This window comes from Mesorhizobium sp. M9A.F.Ca.ET.002.03.1.2 (assembly GCF_003952365.1).
GTDB lineage: Bacteria > Pseudomonadota > Alphaproteobacteria > Rhizobiales > Rhizobiaceae > Mesorhizobium.
In genome coordinates this window covers 1,873,202-1,890,461 of the sequence record NZ_CP034443.1, presented here as the reverse complement: position 1 = coordinate 1,890,461, position 17,260 = coordinate 1,873,202, and the positions used below count along the sequence as shown (strand labels likewise).

Genomic DNA, 17,260 nt, shown 5'->3' with positions numbered 1-17,260 from the left:
TGCGCAGAGGGAGGGACCCGTGGCGGCTCAGATTTTCTCGGCCATATTCGTCATCATCGCCGGCGTCGGCGGCTGTGTCGCCTATTTCTGGGGCGCCAACAGATTGGTGGACGTCATCTTCCCGTCGCGCGGCGTCAAGGGTGCAGCAGCCATCGACAATCTGCGCCGGCAGGGGCTGATCCGGCCGTGGCTATTCGTCGGCCCAGCCATGATCATCCTCACCATCTACCTGATCTACCCTGTCGTGGAGACGCTCAGGCTGTCGTTCCTCGATCGCGGCGGCGCCGATTTCGTCGGCTTCGCCAACTATGAATGGGCGTTCGGCGACCGCGAGTTCCGCAGCTCCATCCTCAACAACATCATCTGGCTGGCGGTCGTACCCGCCGCCTGCACCTTCCTCGGGCTGATCATCGCCGTGCTCACCGACAAGATCTGGTGGGGAACCATCGCCAAGAGCCTGATCTTCCTGCCGCTCGCCATCTCCTTCGTCGGCGCCAGCGTCATCTGGAAATTCATCTACGAATATCGCGGCGAAGGCCAGACGCAGATCGGCCTGCTCAACGCCATCATCCAGTATTTCGGCGGCCAGCCGCAGGTCTGGATATCATTGCCGTTCTGGAACAATTTCTTCCTGATGATCATCCTGATCTGGATCCAGACCGGCTTTGCCATGGTCATCCTGTCGTCGGCCTTGCGGGGAATTCCCGAAGAGACGCTGGAAGCGGCTGTCATCGACGGCGCCAATCCGTTCCAGATATTCTGGAAGATCATGGTGCCGCAGATCTGGGGCACGATCGCCGTCGTGTGGACCACCATCACCATCCTGGTGCTGAAGGTTTTCGACATCGTGCTGACAATGACCAACGGCCAATGGAACAGCCAGGTTCTGGCCAATCTGATGTTCGACTGGATGTTCCGCGGCGGCGGCGATTTCGGCCGCGGCGCCACCATAGCCATCATCATCATGATCGCGGTCATTCCGATCATGGTCTGGAACATCCGCCAGGCCAACAAAGAGACGGGAGGACATTGAGATGGCCGTGTCGACCGGAAAGTCCTTTGCCAGCCGTTTCGGCGTCCATATAGCGGTCTTCATCTTCGTCGCGATCTGGACCGTGCCGACGCTCGGCATTCTCGTCTCGTCGCTGCGCGACAAGGATCAGATCATCGCCTCGGGCTGGTGGAACTCGTTCGCCAGTTCCACCCAGACGGAAGCGGGCCGGCTGCCACCCGCCTCGGAGCAAGTCGAGAAGGACGGCAAGTTCGTCCTCGAAGGCAACATCTTCGGCGACGATCCAGCCCGCGACATCAGCGCCTTCGGCGTCAAGTCGGCGGCGCCGACGCAATATCCAGCCGGCACGACAGCCGATCTCGGCGACGGCGAGACCTTGCAGCTCAACGCCGACGGCAGTTTCGTCATGGCCTCACCGAAGGCCTTCGAGGGCAAGCGCGGCCAGCGCGTCTACTACGCCTCGTCGGCGCCGCCGAAATTCACCACCGACAATTACGATACGGTGCTGTTTTCGGAAGGCATCGGCCGCTCCTTCATGAATTCGCTGACCGTCACCATTCCGGCGACCGTCATCCCGATCCTGATCGCGGCGTTCGCGGCCTATGCACTGGCCTGGATGCGCTTCCCCGGCCGGGCGCTGCTCATCGCGGTCATCATCGGCCTCCTGGTCGTGCCGCTGCAGATGTCGCTGATCCCGCTGCTGAAGCTCTACAACGGCGTCGGCAGCTTCTTCGGCGTGCCATCGAAAACCTATCTCGGCATCTGGCTGGCGCATACCGGCTTCGGCCTGCCCTTCGCCATCTATCTCCTGAGAAGCTACATTGCCGGCCTGCCGCGCGAAATCATGGAATCGGCGCGCATCGACGGCGCCAGCGATTTCGAGATCTTCGTCAAGATCGTGCTGCCTTTGTCGTTTCCGGTGCTGGCCTCCTTCGCCATCTTCCAGTTCCTCTGGGTGTGGAACGACCTTTTGGTCGCGATGGTCTTCCTCGGTACCGAGGGGGATCAGATCGTGCTGACCGCCAAGCTCAACGCGTTGCTCGGCTCGCGCGGCGGCGACTGGGAGATCCTGACGACGTCGGCCTTCATCACCATTGTCGTGCCGCTGATCGTGTTCTTCTCGCTACAGCGCTATTTCGTCCGCGGGCTGCTCGCCGGTTCGGTGAAGGGAGGTTGAGATCATGCAATCCGCCGTGAAAGCGACCGCAAAACCCGACCTCGCCGTCGACAGCGACTGGTGGCGAGGCGCCGTGATCTACCAGATCTATCCGCGCAGCTACCAGGACTCGAACGGCGACGGCGTCGGCGACCTCAAGGGCATCATCGGCAGGCTGCCCTACGTCGCGGCGCTCGGCGTCGACGCCATCTGGATCTCGCCGTTCTTCAAGTCGCCGATGAAGGATTTCGGCTACGACGTATCGGACTTTTGCGACGTCGATCCGATGTTCGGCACACTGGCCGATTTCGATGCGCTGACCGCCGAGGCGCACAGGCTAGGGCTCAAGGTGATGATCGACGAGGTGCTGTCGCATACCGCCGACAGCCATCCGTGGTTCAAGGAAAGCCGCTCGAACCGCACCAATCCCAAGGCGGACTGGTATGTCTGGGCAGACGCAAAGCCCGACGGCACGCCGCCCAACAACTGGCTGTCGATCTTCGGCGGCTCGGCCTGGCAGTGGGACACCAGCCGCCAGCAATATTACCTGCATAATTTCCTGGCCGAGCAGCCCGATCTCAACTTCCACAGCCGCGCGGTCCAGGACGCGCTGCTCGACGTCACCCGCTACTGGCTGGAACGCGGCGTCGACGGCTTCCGTCTCGACACCATCAACTTCTACTTCCACAGCCAGGGCCTGGAGGACAATCCGCCGCTGCCGCCCGAAGAGCGCAACGACCAGACCGCTCCTTCCGTCAACCCTTACAACTACCAGGACCATCTCTACGACAAGAGCCGCCCCGAAAACCTCGGCTTCCTCGAACGCTTCCGCGCCCTGCTCGACGAATATCCGGCGACGGCCGCGGTCGGCGAAGTCGGCGATTCACAGCGCGGGCTGGAGGTGGTGGCGGCCTATACCGCCGGCAGCAAGCGCGTGCATATGTGCTACTCGTTCGACTTCCTGGCGCCTGAAAAGATCAGCGCGGCAAAGGTGCGTTCGGTGCTGGAGGCGTTCGGCAAGGTCGCCAGCGACGGCTGGTCGTGCTGGGCCTTCTCCAACCATGACGTGATGCGCCCTGCCTCGCGCTGGGCAGCCGGCGAGGCCGACCCGACCGCTTATCTCAAGGTGATCTCGGCGCTGCTGATGTCGCTGCGCGGCTCCGTCTGCATCTATCAGGGCGAGGAACTCGGGCTCGGCGAAGCCGAGTTGCAGTTCGAGGACCTGCAGGACCCCTACGGCATCCGCTTCTGGCCGGAATTCAAGGGCCGCGACGGCTGCCGCACGCCGATGGTCTGGGATGGCGCCGCCATGAATGGCGGCTTCTCCAAGGCAAAGCCATGGCTGCCCGTGCCCGCCAAGCACCTTTCGCAAGCGGTCGATATGCAGCAGGGCGACGATGCCTCGCTGCTTGAACACTACCGGCGCTTTCTCGCCTTCCGCCGTTTGCATCCGGCGCTGGCCAAGGGCGATATCGACTTCATCGAAAGCGAGGGCGATACAGTCGCCTTCACGCGCCGCGAGGGCAACGAGCAGATCGTCTGCGTCTTCAACCTCGGCGGCCGACCGGCCGAAATCGATCTCGGCGGACGCTCGCTGCAGCCCTTGCCGGGGCACGGGTTTTCGGGACAGACTGGCGCCGGCTCCATCCGCCTCGGCGGCTACGGCGCCTGGTTCGGGCGTATCGACTGAATTTGCAATTCACTGGAGGGAATCATGGCCGATGTCACGCTAAGGCAAGTGAAGAAATCATACGGCAATCTCAACATTCTCCACGGCATCGACCTCGACATAAAGTCGGGCGAGTTCATCGTCTTCGTCGGCCCTTCGGGCTGTGGCAAGTCGACCTTGCTGCGCTCCATAGCCGGGCTTGAGGAAATCACTTCCGGGGAGCTCAAGATCGCCGGCGAAGTGGTGAACGACGTGCCGCCGTCGAAGCGTGGCATCGCCATGGTGTTCCAGTCCTATGCGCTCTATCCGCACATGACCGTCTACGACAACATGGCGTTCTCGATGAAGATCGGCAAGGAGAGCAAGGCCGAGATCGACAAGCGCGTGCGCCAGGCGGCGGAGATCCTGCAGCTGACCAAATATCTCGACCGCTTGCCCAAGGCGATGTCGGGCGGCCAGCGCCAGCGTGTCGCCATCGGCCGCGCCATCGTGCGCAACCCGAAGGTATTCCTGTTCGACGAACCGCTGTCGAACCTCGACGCGGCGCTGCGCGTCGCCACCCGCATCGAGATCGCCAAGCTCAAGGAGTCGATGCCTGCCACGACGATGATCTACGTCACCCACGACCAGGTCGAGGCGATGACGCTGGCCGACCGCATCGTCGTGCTCAAGGAAGGCCATATCGAGCAGGTCGGCACGCCGATGGAGCTCTACAAGAAACCCGGCAATCTGTTCGTCGCCCAGTTCATCGGCTCGCCGGCCATGAACATCCTGCCGGCGACGATCGACAAACCAGGCAACCCGACGGTCGTCAGCCATGTCGGCGGACGCAAGGCGACGGTGCCGATCGCCACCCCGGCATCGGCGAAGGGTGCTTCGGTGAGCTTTGGTGTCCGGCCGGAGGATCTGATGATCGCCACCGGCGCGGATTATCTATTCGAGGGAACGGTGGACTATGTCGAGCAGCTCGGCGAGGTCCAGCTCGTCTATGTCGACATCGGCCGTGCCGACCTGCCGCTGGTGACCAAGCTGCCAGGCAATGTCGAGGTCAAGCGGGGTGCTGCGCTGCGGTTGAGTGCCGATGCCGGCGACCTGCATATTTTCGACGCCGACGGACATTCCTTCACACTCCACCAGGCGGAAGCAAAGGCTGCTTGAGACCGGCAGCCGAACTGCCTGACATAAGCGGTTTGGCGAAGGCAAAAACAAGAGCGGCGGGCAAAGCCCGCCGCTCTTGTGCGTTCAGGTCGCTGTTAGCGGCCGAACAGGTCGCGGTCGCTGCCGTGGACCGGCTTCTCGTCAGCCGGAACCGGATTCTGCGCCGGGGCCGAATTCTGGATCGAAGCCGTGTACGAGCTGTCGACCGCGGCGGCCGGCTGGTTGGCGCCATTCGATCCATAGTTGTCGCTACCGGCAAAAGCGCTGCCGGAGATGGCCAGAATGGCGGCGGTGGCAAGAACAATCTTTTTCATTTCAGTACTCCTGGATTTTCGTATTCCACCAGCGCAGCGGGCAAATGCCGCCGCTCTCTGTTGTTGACCATGATCTTTTCCGAAAACCGGTTTCCACTTTTTGCTTCGCTGACCTTCAGTTCGGGATCATGGTCCGGAATCGGCTGTTAGTTGTTGCCGAAGAGGTTACGGTCGCTGCCGTGGGCAGGCTTCTCGTCGGCCGGAACCGGATTCTGCGCCGGGGCCGAATTCCGAACCGCAGCCGTGTACGAGCTGTCGACCGCAACGGCCGGCTGGTTGGCGCCGTCAGACCCATAATGGTCACTGCCTTCAGCAAAGGCGCTGCCGGTGATGGCCAGAACGGCGACGGCAGCAAGAGCGATCTTTTTCATTTTAACTACTCCAGTATCTTAGTTTCCCGTCCGTCCAGCGGCGTGTCTTGGGAGGAATTCGCGTCGTTCGGACAGCCCCGATGTGGGAAGGCCATTCGGCAGATTCCAATCACGAAGTTGTTCCGCGTGGACCAAGAATCTGCATCTTGAAATTGCGCCAGAGGCTCCTACAACCACAATTTTATGCTATATTATCAATTGGTTAGCTGAATCGCGCCATCCGGCCATTTGACGGATCGGCGAACTTGCGTTCACACTGTCCTGCACGCAGTGTCAACAGAAACGAACCGTTCGGTTCGATTTTAGAAACCGCTTAAAAAGCATTTTGAAGCCCGCTAACGAATCGTTGACCATTTCGGGCTCCAACAACGGCCCAATCCGGCATGCCTTGCAGCCAACGGCGCTCCCAGCCGGGTCGCAATTTCACCTCCCTCAAATTCCAGCCCGCAGGATTCGCGGCCGTGTCGCGCCGCATGGATACGATGTCGCTTTCATGCCGACAGTCAGCCGGCCGCCATGATTAGATCATGCCATCTCAGGTGCCGCTTGGTGACGACCAGGCGGAGAATTGGGAAGCCGGTCAGAACCCGGCGCTGCCCCCGCAACGGTGGTGGAGTTCAAGTCGCAACGGGAGACCACTGGGCCACAAGCCTGGGAAGGTGTCGCGGCCGTCCGTAAGGACACTCCAGAGCCCGGAAACCAGCCCGAGATTCGAGACTCGACTGATCGCGGTGGGCGGTCAAGAGGCGGGTAGTGCATGCCCGGCCGTATCGCCGGCGTGCAGCCGATCCTTCCTCCATCACCACCAGTTCAGTCCTTGGAGCGACGTGCGTCCACTTGGACGCACAAAGTACGCTCCAAGACTTTGAATCTGCGCATCGTGCTTTCCGAAAATCGATTCCGATTTTCGGGCCGATGCGACGAGTATGAGGACAGGACATGGATGCGCGCAACGACATGCTGAGGCTCTTGCACGGCCGCAGGGAAGGCTATTCGCTGGAACAGCCCTTCTACACCGATGCCGATTTCTTCAAGCTCGACATGGAGCTGATCTGGTATCGCGACTGGCTGTTCATCGGCCACGATTGCGAGTTCCCGAAGCCGGGCAGCTACATCACCGCCCAGATCGGCGACTATCCGGTCGTGCTGGTCCGCGACCAGCACGGCCAGATCAACGCCTTCCACAATTCCTGCCGGCATCGCGGCAGCCGCGTCTGCAACGCCGACAAGGGCACGGCGGCGAAGCTCGTCTGTCCCTATCACCAGTGGACCTACGAGCTGGACGGCCGGCTTTTGTTCGCAAGGCAGATGGCGGATGGTTTCGACAAGAGCCAGTTCGGCCTGAAGCCGGTCGCCTGCGAAAGCATCAGTGGCTACATCTTCATCTGCCTGGCCAAGGAGCCCGCGGATTTCGCGCCGATGCGCGCCATGATCGAGCCTTACCTCCTGCCGCACCGGCTGCGCGAGGCAAAGGTCGCCTTCGAATCGACCATCGTCGAGAAGGGCAACTGGAAGCTCGTCTGGGAGAACAACCGCGAGTGCTACCATTGCGCCGGCAACCATCCGGAACTGTGCAAGACATTCCCGGAAGCACCGACCGTGACCGGCGTGCAGGGCGCCGACAGCGACCCGGAAATGCTCGCGCATTGGGCCAAATGCGAGGCGGCGGGCTTGCCGAGCAGGTTCCGCATCGATCCGGCCGGGCAGTATCGCGCCACCCGCGCGCCGCTGCTGCGCGACGCCGTCAGCTATACGATGACGGGACGGCGCGCGGTAAAGAAGAACCTTTCCGACAGCGTTTCGACCGACCGCATCGGCTCGCTGCTGCTCTACCACTATCCGACGACCTGGAACCACATCCTCGGCGATCACGCGGTCACCTTCCGCGTGCTGCCGATCAGCGCCACCGAAACGGCCGTCACCACCAAATGGCTTGTCCACAAGGACGCGGTCGAAGGCATCGACTACGACCTCGCCGAACTCACCCATGTCTGGACCGAGACCAACGACCAGGACCGCCGCATCGTCGAGGAAAACGCCTTCGGCATCCTGTCGCCGGCCTATGAGCCCGGCCCCTATTCGGAGCTGCATGAGGGCGGCGTCATCCAGTTCGTCGAATGGTACGCCTCCTTCATCGGACCGCGCCTTGCCGAGGACGGCCGGCCGGCGTTGCGCAGCGTCGCCTGAAAAAGCTCAAGGGAATGAATGCGATGACGGACCTCGGGCTCTACCGCCATCTCGACGAGATGACGCCCTGGAACGACAGGCTCCAGGTGCTGGAAGTGATCGGCGTCAGCGACGAGGCGCCTGACGTGAAGACCTTCACCTTCCGCTCCGACAACCAGACCTGGTTCCGCTATAAACCCGGGCAGTTCGTGACGCTGGAACTGCCGACCAGCGAAGGGCCGCTGCTGCGGACCTATACGCTGTCGTCCTCGCCGTCGCGGCCGTTCTCCATTGCGGTGACGGTGAAAGCGCAGGCCGGCAGCATCGGCACACGCTGGATGTTCGATAATCTGAAACCCGGCATTCACGTGAAAGCCTATGGGCCGACGGGCGACTTTTCGCTGCACAGCCATCCCGCGGCCAAGTATCTGTTCGTCTCGGCCGGCTCCGGCGTGACGCCGATGATGTCGATGCTGCGCTGGCTGAACGACTGCGCGCCTTGGACCGATGTCGGCTTCGTCAACTGCGCGCGAAAGCCCGAGGAGATCATCTTCCGCAAGGAGCTCGAATTGCTCGGCAGCCGCATGCCGGGTCTGACGCTCGGCTTCATGATCGAGGAGCGCTCCAGCCGCGAGGGCTGGTTCGGCCATATGGGCCGGATAGACGCAATCCGGCTGCCGCTGCTGGCGCCCGATTTTCGCGAGCGCGAAGTCTTCTGCTGCGGCCCTGATCCGTTCATGCGCGCCGTGCGGCAGATGCTGGAGGCCGCCGGCTTCGACATGGCCAGCTATCATCAGGAAAGCTTTGCGGCACCGGCGGTGGAGGAAATACCGGCCCCGTTTGCCTCGCCGGCAGAAGGTGGGGTCGATATCCCTGGCGAAGCCGCAACGCCGATCCGATTCTCGCTTTCGGATGTCGATGCCGAATGCCTTGCCGGCCAGACCGTGCTGCAGACGGCGCGCGCTTCGAGCGTAAGAATCCCCGCGGCCTGCGAGTTCGGCCTGTGCGGAACCTGCAAGGTGAAAAAGGTCTCGGGCGACGTCGAAATGAGCCACAATGGCGGCATCCTCGATCACGAGATCGATGACGGCTTCATCCTCGCCTGCTGCTCGAAGCCGCTGACGGCGCTGGAAATCGAGGCCTGAGACGACAGGCTGAACGGCAGCACACCCGCTTAAAGCGCGTCGCGCCTGAAAGGATTCACGCGCTTTAAGTTCTTGTTCTTATGCATGTCGTTATCCCAAAACCGCTGCGCACTTTTGGGCGACATGCATTAGACCCCGTAGCGTTCGGTGCGGATGAGGCCTGCCGGAACGCCGGCATTTATCAGCGCCTCGGCAGCGGCCGACACGAAGGCATTCGAACCACAGACAAAGGCGAACCTTAGCGGCGCGGGAAGCCGCACTATTGATTGCGCCATCATCGCGGCATCGACCCGCCGCGAATGATCCGCCGGGCGCCGGGCCGGCTCGCGGGTCAGCGTCAGCACCAGATCGAAGCCGTCCCGGCGATCGTGGAAGTCGATCAGCTCGTCGCGAAAGATCACCTCGTTCCAGACACGCGCGGAAAACACCAACGCCATGGGCACCGCCGATTTCAGCGCGGCTCGATGGCGGATCATCGCCATCAGCGGCACCACGCCCGACCCGCCGCCGACCAGCAGAAGCGGGCCGCCGTCGCTGTCGGACCAGACGAAGTGGCCGCCGAGCGGGCCGCGCAATTCGACCTCGTCGCCGACCGCCGCCACCTCATGAAAGAACGGCGAGACCTCGCCGTCGTCTAACCTTTCGATCGCCAGTTCGATCGTCTCGCCCGATTCCGGCGCCGAGGCGATGGAGTAGGAGCGGCGCGCCTGATAGCCGTCCGGCGCCGTCAGCCTGACATCGACATGCTGCCCGGCACGATAGGCGAAAGGCCGCGACGGCCGGAGGAAAAAGCTGGTGACGCGCGGCGTGCGCTTTTCGATCCGGGTGATGGTGACCGTCTGCCAGGGCGACTGCGCCGCCGGCCCGTCGCTCATGGATCGCCCGTATAGCGCTGCTCGCGCCACGGGTCGCCATAGATGTGGTAGCCACGCAGTTCCCAGAAACCCGGCTCGTCGCGCTCGGTGAACTGCAAGCCGTTCAGCCACTTGGCCGATTTCCAGAAGTAGAGATGCGGAACCAGCAGCCGCGCCGGGCCGCCATGGTCCGGCGTGATCGGCTTGCCTTCGTAGAGCAGCGCCACCATCGCCTTGCCGGTGGTGAGATCCTTCGTCGGCACGTTGGTTGTATAGCCGTCGAAAGACAGCGCCAGCGTGAAGGGGCTCAGTGGCTCGATGCCGGCATCCGCCAGAATGTCGTCGACCAGCACGCCCTGCCACGCCGTGTCGAACTTGGTCCACGCGGTGACACAATGGATGTCGCGGGTCATCTTGGTCAGCGGCAGCGCGTTGAATTCCTTCCAATTCCACGTCTTGACCGGCCGCGGTCCGTGCTTGAGCGTGAACGACCACTCCTCGGTGCGCACGCGCGGCGTCGGCCCGGCCGACAGCACCGGAAACCCTTGCTCGAGGTATTGGCCGGGCGGGATACGCGCATCCGTGTCGGTGGGGGGCTTTCGCCCGGAGAAGCCGCGGGTGACCATCGAGACAATCCGTTTGCTTGGGGCCGTTTGCTTGGGGCCGTTTGCTGGAAGGCCGTCTGCCGGCCTGCACCAGTCTTCTCGAAGATGCTCTGGCGGGCAACCGAAATCTTGGCCGCGACAGAACCGGAAAATAAAAAACCCGCCTCGCGGCGGGTCGTCGGCGCAAATCAGCACCGTGAAATAATTCCTAGCATAACTGCCCTCACATGTCAAGTTGAAACTACCCGTGGTTGCAAGACAATCGCTTCAGGTTTGCCCTGAGTTCGCATGTCTTCCCGTCCTGCCGAAGCCTCCTATGCGCCTATCCCGTCTGTTCGCTTGAGATAGAAAGTGGCGATTTCGCGCATTCGCCTGGCGTCGAAGCTCGGTCCATGGCCGCCATGGCCGATGCGGATCGGCAGGTCGAGCAGCCGCTGCATCGTCCGGCGATAGGCGGCGCGGTCGGAGTCCGGCAGGTCGTCGATCAGCATGGCATCGTAGATGGCGTCGCCGGCGAAGAACAGGCCGTCGGCCTCATCGAACAGCGCGATCGAATCGGGCGAATGGCCCGGCAGATGCAGCACACGAAATTGCCGGTCGCCGAGATCGACAATGTCGCCCTCGCCAAGCGTCCGCGTCAGCGGCGCCGGCGGAATTTTGTAATCGGCTGCTTTCCAGCCCGGCGCCGGCAGCTTCGAGACCGCGCCGTCGAGCGTGTGGAACATGTGGGCGTAGGTGACCGCTTCATCCATGCTGTCGAATTGCGCGGCGCTGTGCCTCGGCCCTGCCCGCAGCGGGAATTCGTGCAGCGAGCCGACATGGTCAAGATGGATATGGGTAGCGACGACGAGCAGCGGCTTGCCATCAGGCGTATCGATCTCCGGCGCCAGCGGGCAAATACCCATGCCGGTGTCGACAAGCAGATCGACATCGCGGCCGCGCAGATGCCAGATGTTGGCGCGCACGAAATCATGCACGAATGGCTCGGTCAGCATCGTCGTGTTTTGATCGACGATGCTTCTGCTGAACCAATCGTCCATCAGAAGCGAGCCGGCATCAGACGAACGGCTTTCCGACCTTGTACTTTTCCGGCACCAGCCGCTTCAGATAGGCCATGCCCGCATCGGAAAGCTGGTTGACATCCGGTTTCATGAAATCATCCGGCATGTGGCGCGTCTTGCCGGCGACGTTCTTCAGCGGCACCTTCTTCAGCACGGTTTTCTTGCCGTCATATTGCAGCGCCACCGAGCCGCCGCCCTGTTCGGCGACAGCGACCGCAAAGACGCCGGCGTCGAAGGCTTCCTGCGCATCCACGGCGTTGATGGCGCCGACATAGCCGCGCGGCATGTAGCCGAGCGCGTCGACACGCGCCCGCTTGCCCGGCAATCCTTCGGCCAGCGCGCGCTCGAGGGCGGCCGGCAGGTCGCTGCCCGACAGCTTGACGTTGCCATGCGCATCGCGCTCCAGTTTCTCCGGCGGGACAAGGCTTTCGACCAGCGCCTTGCCGTCGGCGGTGCCGACGCCTTCGGAGACCGCAACGATGCAGCGCTTGTGGCGGTCGAGCGTGGCGCGCACGTCCTCGATGAAGCTAGCTGCCGAGAATGGACGTTCCGGCACATAGACGAGATGCGGGCCGCTGTCGGGGTCAAGCTGCCATGCGGCGGCGGCGGCGGTGAGGAAACCGGCATGCCGCCCCATGACGATGCCGACATAGATGCCCGGCAGAGCGCGGAAATCGAGGTCGACCGAGAGAAAGGCGCCGGCGACGAACTCGGCCGCCGAAATGAAGCCGGGCGTGTGGTCGTTCTCCTCGAGATCGTTGTCGATGGTTTTCGGCGCATGGACGAAAGCCATCTTGCCGCCGGCGGCGTCGGTCAGGATCTGCTGCGTGCCCGAGGTGTCGTTGCCGCCGATATAGATGAAGGCGTCGGCGCCGGCCTTCTTCAGGCCGTTGAGGATGACCTCGCAATAGGCGGCATCCGGCTTGTCGCGCGTCGAGCCGAGGGCAGCGCTCGGCGTTGCCCCAATCAGCCGCAGCCGGTCCTCGGCGATGGCGGAAAGATCGACATAGTTGCCGTCACGAATGCCGCGCACGCCGTGGATGGAGCCCAGGACCTTGGCGCCGGGATGCCGCTTGCGGATCTCGAGCGCGGCGCCCACCATCGTCTGGTTGATGACGGCGGTCGGGCCGCCGCCTTGCGCGATCACAAAAGTTCCGGACATGCTTCACGTCTCCCGAGCAGTGGCTTTGCAGGCACATTCGCCTGTCTTGCGCCATCGCGCAACGGGAGAGTCGGGCAGCCGCCAAGCGGCAGTGAGGTCAGACGACGACGATCGGGTTCTTCCTGGAGACGCGGCTGTAGAGGTCGATGATGTCCTGGTTGATCAGGCGCACGCAGCCCGACGACATCGCCTGGCCGATGCTCCACCATTCGGGCGAGCCATGGATGCGGTAACCGGTGTCCTGACCGTTCTGGTAGATGTAGAGGGCGCGTGCACCGAGCGGATTTTCGAGGCCGCCGGGTTGGCCGCCCTGCCACTTCACCAGTTCCGGTTTGCGGGCGATCATCTCGGCCGGCGGGGTCCAGGTCGGCCATTCCTTGCCGTACTGGATGTTGGCACGGCCGGACCAGCGGAAGCCTTCCTTGCCGATGCCGACGCCGTAGCGGATCGCGTCACCGCCGGGCTGCACCAGATAGAGCAGCCGCTCCTGCGAATGGACGACGATGGTGCCGGGCTGCTCGCCGGTCGGATCGACGACGATCTGGCGGCGGAACTCCGGCTTGACCTTGAGGTAGGGCACTTCCGGCAGGGTGAAGCCGCCGTCGGTGACGGAGGCGTACATGACGGCCGGGCTGGTTATGTTCCTGTCGACGCTGATGCTCGGGCGGATGGGCCGGATCGAGCCGGTGGTGCCGCCGTCGAGCTGAAGCGCCGACAGGTCGAGCGTCTGGCTGCAGCCGGCAAGGCCGAGCAGCGCCAACGAGCCGGCACCGGACAGCATCGCGCGGCGGGAAAGCTGGTTTTCGGAAATTTCGGTTTCGATTGCGTCGCCATTGCACGGCGACGTCAGACCTTGCGGCAACTCACGCATGTACCCAAACCCTACGCTGTCGGCCGGAAACACGGTCCGGCCGGATAGAGGGCATTTTCAGCAATCATGGTTGAAAAAGCGTGAACACGGCTTGCCCCGCCTTAACCTCCTGGCCGAGCCGCGTGCCGTACATTTTCGATGCTGCCCCTTTACATCTTCGCGAGGCCAAGGATTTATCCTCTTCTTTGAGCTCAAGGAGACGAACATGTCCTTCGAAAACTGGGCCGCCTTTGCCGCCGCCTCGACCATCCTTCTTGTCATTCCCGGCCCGACCATCCTCCTGGTCGTGTCATACGCGCTCGGCCAGGGCTGGCGCACCGCGCTGCCGATGGCGGTCGGCGTGGCGTTTGGCGACTTCACGGCGATGACGCTGTCGATGCTGGGCATCGGCGCGCTGCTGGCGGCATCGGCCACCGTGTTCACGGTGCTGAAGGTGATCGGCGCGTTCTATCTGATCTATCTCGGCATAAAGCTGTTTCGCGCCGGCGGCGCGCTCAGGGCCGAGCCGCGCCTGGACGCGGTGTCGTCGGCCAAGATGATGGCGCATGCCTGGCTGGTCACCGCGCTCAACCCGAAAAGCATCACCTTCTTCGTCGCCTTCCTGCCGCAGTTCCTCGACCGGCACGCGGATTTCTGGACGCAGATGCTGATCTTCGAAACGACCTTTCTGGCGCTCGCCTTCGCCAATGCCTTCGGCTACGCGCTGATCGCCGCAAGGGCGCGCAACGTCGTGCGCAACCCGAAGGCGATCCGCATCTTCAACCGCACCGGCGGCACGCTGCTTGTCGGCGCCGGCATCGCCACGGTGGCGATGCGTTCAGGCAATTGATGGTATGATGACATGGCAGTCAGGGACACATTCGGCCTGACGTTTTCGGGTGCGGCGGAAGCCGGGTTTTCGCTCTACAGCCAGGCTGTACGCGAACTGCAATGCTTCATCGGCGATCCGGTCGGCTCCATCGACCGCGCGATCGCCGAGGATCCCGGCTTCGTCATGGCGCATGTGTTCAAGGGCTATCTGTTCGGCCTCGCCACCGAGCGCGAGGCGACGGCCGTGGCCAAAACATGCCACGCGGCGGCGCTGCCGCTTGCCGCGACGACGCGCGAGCAGGCGCATGTCGCAGCCCTTGGCCATCTCGCCGGAGGACGCTGGCATGAAGCCGCCCGTCTGCTCGAGGATATCGCCATTACGTTTCCGCTCGACGCGCTGGCGCTGCAGACCGGGCACCAGATTGATTTCTTCACCGGCAATGCCCGCATGCTGCGCGACCGCATCGGCCGCGCGCTGCCGTCCTGGCAAATTGGCATGCCGGGCTATCACGCCATACTCGGCATGCAGGCCTTCGGGCTGGAGGAAATGGGCGATTATGCGCGCGCCGAAAAGCTTGGCCGCACGGCGGTCGACATCGAGCCGCGCGACGGCTGGGCGCAGCACGCCGTCGCCCACGTCATGGAGATGCAGAGCCGGCAAAAGGACGGCATCGCCTGGATGCGCGCCAATCCCGAAGCGTGGACGAAGGAGAGCCTCCTCAAGGTGCACAATTGGTGGCATCTGGCGCTGTTCCACTACGATCTCGGCGAGACTGACGAGGTGCTTGCGCTCTATGACGGGCCAATCTACGGCGAACAGTCGACATTGGCGTTCAACATGGTCGATGCCTCGGCGATCCTGTGGCGGCTCTATCTGGGCGGGATCGACGTCGGCGACCGCTGGGCGGCGGTTGCCGCCAACTGGTCCAAGGCCAGCGCCGGCAACTATGCTTTCAACGATGCCCACGCCATGATGGCCTTCGTCGGCGCCGGCTTCGAGGCGCCGGTCGGCGCCTTGCTCGAAGCGCAGCGCGAGGCCATGCGCGGCAAGGAAGACAACGCCGCTTTCACGCGGGATGTCGGCCACCCGCTGACGCTCGCCATCAAGGCGTTCGGTGACGGCAACTACGCTGAGACCGTACGCCTGATCCGGCCCATCCGGGCGATCGCCCATAGGTTCGGCGGCAGCCACGCGCAGCGCGACGTCATCGACCTGACGCTGATCGAGGCGGCATTGCGGTCCGGCGACCATGCCTTGGCAAAGGCGCTTGCCGCGGAACGCGCGCTGGCGCGGCCGGACAGCCCATTGTCAGCGCTGCTTTCGCGGCGAGCGGCCGATTTGTCGGAGAATTGACCGGAGACGGATCTTGTCTTAAAAACTGCCAAGTCAGATTTTTTCGAGATCCGAAAAAATTAATGGCATTGGGAGGACACCATGTATCTCGGCCTCGATCTGGGCACGTCGGGCGTCAAGGCGCTTTTGATCGATGCCGGGCAGACGGTCATCGGTTCCGGCCATGCGTCGCTTGACGTGTCGCGGCCGCATCCCGGCTGGTCCGAGCAGGACCCGTCCGACTGGATCCGCGCCTGCGAAGAAGCGGTTGCCGAGCTGAAGGCCACGCATCCGAGAGAACTTGCCGCGGTCAAAGGCATCGGTCTGTCCGGCCAGATGCACGGCGCCACCTTGCTCGACGCCGGCGACCAGGTGCTGCGCCCCTGCATCCTGTGGAACGACACGCGCAGCCATGCCGAGGCGGCTGCGCTCGACGCCGACCCGCGTTTTCGCAAGCTCACCGGCAACATCGTCTTTCCCGGTTTCACCGCACCAAAGCTGGCCTGGGTGAAAAACAACGAACCGGACGTTTTCGCCAAGGTGGCAAAGGTCTTGCTGCCGAAGGATTTCCTGCGGCTCTGGCTTTCCGGCGAGCATATTTCGGAGATGTCGGATTCGGCCGGCACGTCCTGGCTCGATGTCGGCAAGCGAGGCTGGTCATCCGACCTGCTTGCAGCGACGTCGCTCGATGAAAAGCAGATGCCGTCACTCACCGAAGGCACGGCAAAGGCCGGCGCCTTGCGCGCCGAATTGGCCTCGAAATGGGGCATGCAGGCTGGCATCCCGATCGCCGGCGGCGCGGGGGACAATGCAGCCTCGGCCTGCGGCATGGGCACGGTCGGAGCCGGACAGGCCTTTGTCTCGCTCGGCACGTCGGGCGTGCTGTTTGCCGCCAACGCGTCCTACCTGCCCAATCCCGAAAGCGCGGTGCACACGTTCTGCCACGCGCTGCCCGACACCTGGCACCAGATGGGCGTCATCCTGTCGGCCACCGATTCGCTCAACTGGCTGTCGGAAATATCAGGAAAAGGCGCCGGCGAGCTGACCGCCGAACTCGGCGATGCGCTGAAAGCGCCGACCGGCGTGTCCTTCCTGCCCTATCTCTCGGGCGAGCGCACGCCTCACAATGATTCCGCCATTCGCGGCTCGTTCACCGGGCTCGCGCACGAATCCAGCCGCGCTGTGCTGACCCAGGCGGTGGTCGAAGGCGTGGCTTTCGCCTTCCGCGACAGCCTCGAAGCCCTGGCCAAGGCCGGCACGACGCTGACACGGGTGACGGCGATCGGCGGCGGCTCGCGCTCACGCTATTGGCTGAGATCAATAGCCACTGCGCTCGGCCTGCCAGTCGACATTCCCGCCGACGGCGATTTCGGCGCGGCCTTCGGTGCGGCCCGACTTGGCCTGATCGCGGCGACGGGAGCCGATCCGCTAACAGTGTGCGCGGCGCCGGCCACCGACGCCACCATCGAACCGGTCGCCGCACTAAGCGATGCCTATGCGGATGCCTATCAGCGCTACCGGGCGCTCTATCCGGCGATCAGGTCCGTAACCACGTGAGTGGGCGCCAGGCACC

The 17,260-nt window shown here is 63.4% G+C and carries 16 protein-coding genes and 1 riboswitch; of the genes, 9 read left to right on the top strand and 7 right to left on the bottom strand.

From position 1 onward, the window contains the following. The first annotated feature begins 19 nt into the window (after nt 1-19). From EJ066_RS09500 to ugpC, 4 genes are read left to right on the top strand one after another with little or no spacing between them, the layout of a single operon-like run. Nucleotides 20-1,033: a sugar ABC transporter permease gene (locus tag EJ066_RS09500; protein WP_126037056.1), complete on the top strand. Its 1,014-nt coding sequence runs from the start codon at nt 20-22 to the stop codon at nt 1,031-1,033. Between the two features lies 1 nt (nt 1,034). Further along, on the top strand, nt 1,035-2,189 hold the full coding sequence (locus EJ066_RS09495; protein ID WP_126037054.1) for a carbohydrate ABC transporter permease: 1,155 nt from the start codon (nt 1,035-1,037) through the stop codon (nt 2,187-2,189). A 4-nt stretch (nt 2,190-2,193) separates the two neighbouring features. After that, nucleotides 2,194-3,858, top strand: a complete 1,665-nt coding sequence (locus tag EJ066_RS09490; protein ID WP_126037052.1) for an alpha-glucosidase — start codon at nt 2,194-2,196, stop codon at nt 3,856-3,858. Between the two features lie 24 nt (nt 3,859-3,882). Continuing rightward, nucleotides 3,883-4,995: a sn-glycerol-3-phosphate ABC transporter ATP-binding protein UgpC gene (gene ugpC, locus EJ066_RS09485; RefSeq protein ID WP_126037050.1), complete on the top strand. Its 1,113-nt coding sequence runs from the start codon at nt 3,883-3,885 to the stop codon at nt 4,993-4,995. A gap of 95 nt (nt 4,996-5,090) precedes the next feature. On the opposite strand, the gene EJ066_RS09480 is transcribed toward ugpC, so the two are convergent. Continuing rightward, nucleotides 5,091-5,309, bottom strand: a complete 219-nt coding sequence (locus EJ066_RS09480) for a DUF680 domain-containing protein (protein ID WP_126037048.1) — start codon at nt 5,307-5,309, stop codon at nt 5,091-5,093. A gap of 146 nt (nt 5,310-5,455) precedes the next feature. Beyond that, the gene (locus EJ066_RS09475; protein WP_126037046.1) at nt 5,456-5,680 is read right to left on the bottom strand and encodes a DUF680 domain-containing protein; all 225 of its coding nucleotides are present in this window, start codon (nt 5,678-5,680) and stop codon (nt 5,456-5,458) included. Between the two features lie 520 nt (nt 5,681-6,200). Further along, nucleotides 6,201-6,403: riboswitch (cobalamin riboswitch) on the top strand. A 216-nt stretch (nt 6,404-6,619) separates the two neighbouring features. On the opposite strand from EJ066_RS09475, the gene EJ066_RS09465 reads away from it, so the two are divergent. Both EJ066_RS09465 and EJ066_RS09460 read left to right on the top strand, forming a co-directional pair. After that, on the top strand, nt 6,620-7,867 hold the full coding sequence (locus EJ066_RS09465; RefSeq protein ID WP_126037044.1) for an aromatic ring-hydroxylating dioxygenase subunit alpha: 1,248 nt from the start codon (nt 6,620-6,622) through the stop codon (nt 7,865-7,867). Nucleotides 7,868-7,890: 23 nt separating this feature from the next. Further along, nucleotides 7,891-8,991 (top strand): hybrid-cluster NAD(P)-dependent oxidoreductase, encoded by a 1,101-nt coding sequence (locus tag EJ066_RS09460; RefSeq protein ID WP_126037042.1) that lies wholly within the window; start codon nt 7,891-7,893, stop codon nt 8,989-8,991. 128 nt (nt 8,992-9,119) lie between these two features. Here EJ066_RS09460 and EJ066_RS09455 read toward each other — a convergent pair whose 3' ends face one another. The 5 genes from EJ066_RS09455 to EJ066_RS09435 all read right to left on the bottom strand — a co-directional run bounded on the left by EJ066_RS09455 (nt 9,120) and on the right by EJ066_RS09435 (nt 13,544). Beyond that, nucleotides 9,120-9,866 carry an FAD-binding oxidoreductase gene (locus EJ066_RS09455; protein ID WP_126037040.1) on the bottom strand — a complete coding sequence of 249 codons (747 nt, stop codon included), beginning with the start codon at nt 9,864-9,866 and terminating at the stop codon, nt 9,120-9,122. After that, nucleotides 9,863-10,471, bottom strand: coding sequence for a molybdopterin-dependent oxidoreductase (locus tag EJ066_RS09450; RefSeq protein ID WP_126037038.1), 609 nt, complete (start codon nt 10,469-10,471; stop codon nt 9,863-9,865). Before EJ066_RS09450 ends, EJ066_RS09455 begins: the two co-directional genes overlap by 4 nt. 293 nt (nt 10,472-10,764) lie before the next feature. Continuing rightward, nucleotides 10,765-11,490 carry an MBL fold metallo-hydrolase gene (locus EJ066_RS09445; protein ID WP_126037036.1) on the bottom strand — a complete coding sequence of 242 codons (726 nt, stop codon included), beginning with the start codon at nt 11,488-11,490 and terminating at the stop codon, nt 10,765-10,767. A 16-nt stretch (nt 11,491-11,506) separates the two neighbouring features. After that, nucleotides 11,507-12,673, bottom strand: a complete 1,167-nt coding sequence (locus EJ066_RS09440) for a diphosphate--fructose-6-phosphate 1-phosphotransferase (protein ID WP_126037034.1) — start codon at nt 12,671-12,673, stop codon at nt 11,507-11,509. A 97-nt stretch (nt 12,674-12,770) separates the two neighbouring features. Beyond that, nucleotides 12,771-13,544 carry a L,D-transpeptidase gene (locus tag EJ066_RS09435; protein WP_126037032.1) on the bottom strand — a complete coding sequence of 258 codons (774 nt, stop codon included), beginning with the start codon at nt 13,542-13,544 and terminating at the stop codon, nt 12,771-12,773. A 205-nt stretch (nt 13,545-13,749) separates the two neighbouring features. Between EJ066_RS09435 and EJ066_RS09430 the strand changes: the two genes are divergently transcribed. The 3 genes from EJ066_RS09430 to xylB all read left to right on the top strand — a co-directional run bounded on the left by EJ066_RS09430 (nt 13,750) and on the right by xylB (nt 17,244). Next, nucleotides 13,750-14,373 (top strand): LysE family translocator, encoded by a 624-nt coding sequence (locus tag EJ066_RS09430; RefSeq protein WP_126037029.1) that lies wholly within the window; start codon nt 13,750-13,752, stop codon nt 14,371-14,373. Nucleotides 14,374-14,385: 12 nt separating this feature from the next. Next, a complete protein-coding gene (locus EJ066_RS09425; RefSeq protein WP_126037027.1) occupies nt 14,386-15,708 on the top strand; it encodes a tetratricopeptide repeat protein in 1,323 nt (440 codons plus the stop codon). A gap of 81 nt (nt 15,709-15,789) precedes the next feature. Further along, on the top strand, nt 15,790-17,244 hold the full coding sequence (gene xylB, locus EJ066_RS09420; RefSeq protein ID WP_126037025.1) for a xylulokinase: 1,455 nt from the start codon (nt 15,790-15,792) through the stop codon (nt 17,242-17,244). The last annotated feature ends 16 nt before the right edge of the window (nt 17,245-17,260 follow it).

What these genes read in the sequence shown, in the direction of transcription:
- EJ066_RS09425 (WP_126037027.1), top strand. Translation starts at nt 14,386, where the DNA reads ATGGCAGTCAGGGACACATTCGGCCTGACGTTTTCGGGTGCGGCGGAA.
- EJ066_RS09445 (WP_126037036.1), bottom strand. Translation starts at nt 11,490, where the DNA reads ATGGACGATTGGTTCAGCAGAAGCATCGTCGATCAAAACACGACGATG.
- EJ066_RS09495 (WP_126037054.1), top strand. Translation starts at nt 1,035, where the DNA reads ATGGCCGTGTCGACCGGAAAGTCCTTTGCCAGCCGTTTCGGCGTCCAT.
- xylB (WP_126037025.1), top strand. Translation starts at nt 15,790, where the DNA reads ATGTATCTCGGCCTCGATCTGGGCACGTCGGGCGTCAAGGCGCTTTTG.
- EJ066_RS09460 (WP_126037042.1), top strand. Translation starts at nt 7,891, where the DNA reads ATGACGGACCTCGGGCTCTACCGCCATCTCGACGAGATGACGCCCTGG.
- ugpC (WP_126037050.1), top strand. Translation starts at nt 3,883, where the DNA reads ATGGCCGATGTCACGCTAAGGCAAGTGAAGAAATCATACGGCAATCTC.
- EJ066_RS09455 (WP_126037040.1), bottom strand. Translation starts at nt 9,866, where the DNA reads ATGAGCGACGGGCCGGCGGCGCAGTCGCCCTGGCAGACGGTCACCATC.
- EJ066_RS09490 (WP_126037052.1), top strand. Translation starts at nt 2,194, where the DNA reads ATGCAATCCGCCGTGAAAGCGACCGCAAAACCCGACCTCGCCGTCGAC.
- EJ066_RS09480 (WP_126037048.1), bottom strand. Translation starts at nt 5,309, where the DNA reads ATGAAAAAGATTGTTCTTGCCACCGCCGCCATTCTGGCCATCTCCGGC.
- EJ066_RS09450 (WP_126037038.1), bottom strand. Translation starts at nt 10,471, where the DNA reads ATGGTCACCCGCGGCTTCTCCGGGCGAAAGCCCCCCACCGACACGGAT.
- EJ066_RS09430 (WP_126037029.1), top strand. Translation starts at nt 13,750, where the DNA reads ATGTCCTTCGAAAACTGGGCCGCCTTTGCCGCCGCCTCGACCATCCTT.
- EJ066_RS09475 (WP_126037046.1), bottom strand. Translation starts at nt 5,680, where the DNA reads ATGAAAAAGATCGCTCTTGCTGCCGTCGCCGTTCTGGCCATCACCGGC.
- EJ066_RS09465 (WP_126037044.1), top strand. Translation starts at nt 6,620, where the DNA reads ATGGATGCGCGCAACGACATGCTGAGGCTCTTGCACGGCCGCAGGGAA.
- EJ066_RS09440 (WP_126037034.1), bottom strand. Translation starts at nt 12,673, where the DNA reads ATGTCCGGAACTTTTGTGATCGCGCAAGGCGGCGGCCCGACCGCCGTC.
- EJ066_RS09435 (WP_126037032.1), bottom strand. Translation starts at nt 13,544, where the DNA reads ATGCGTGAGTTGCCGCAAGGTCTGACGTCGCCGTGCAATGGCGACGCA.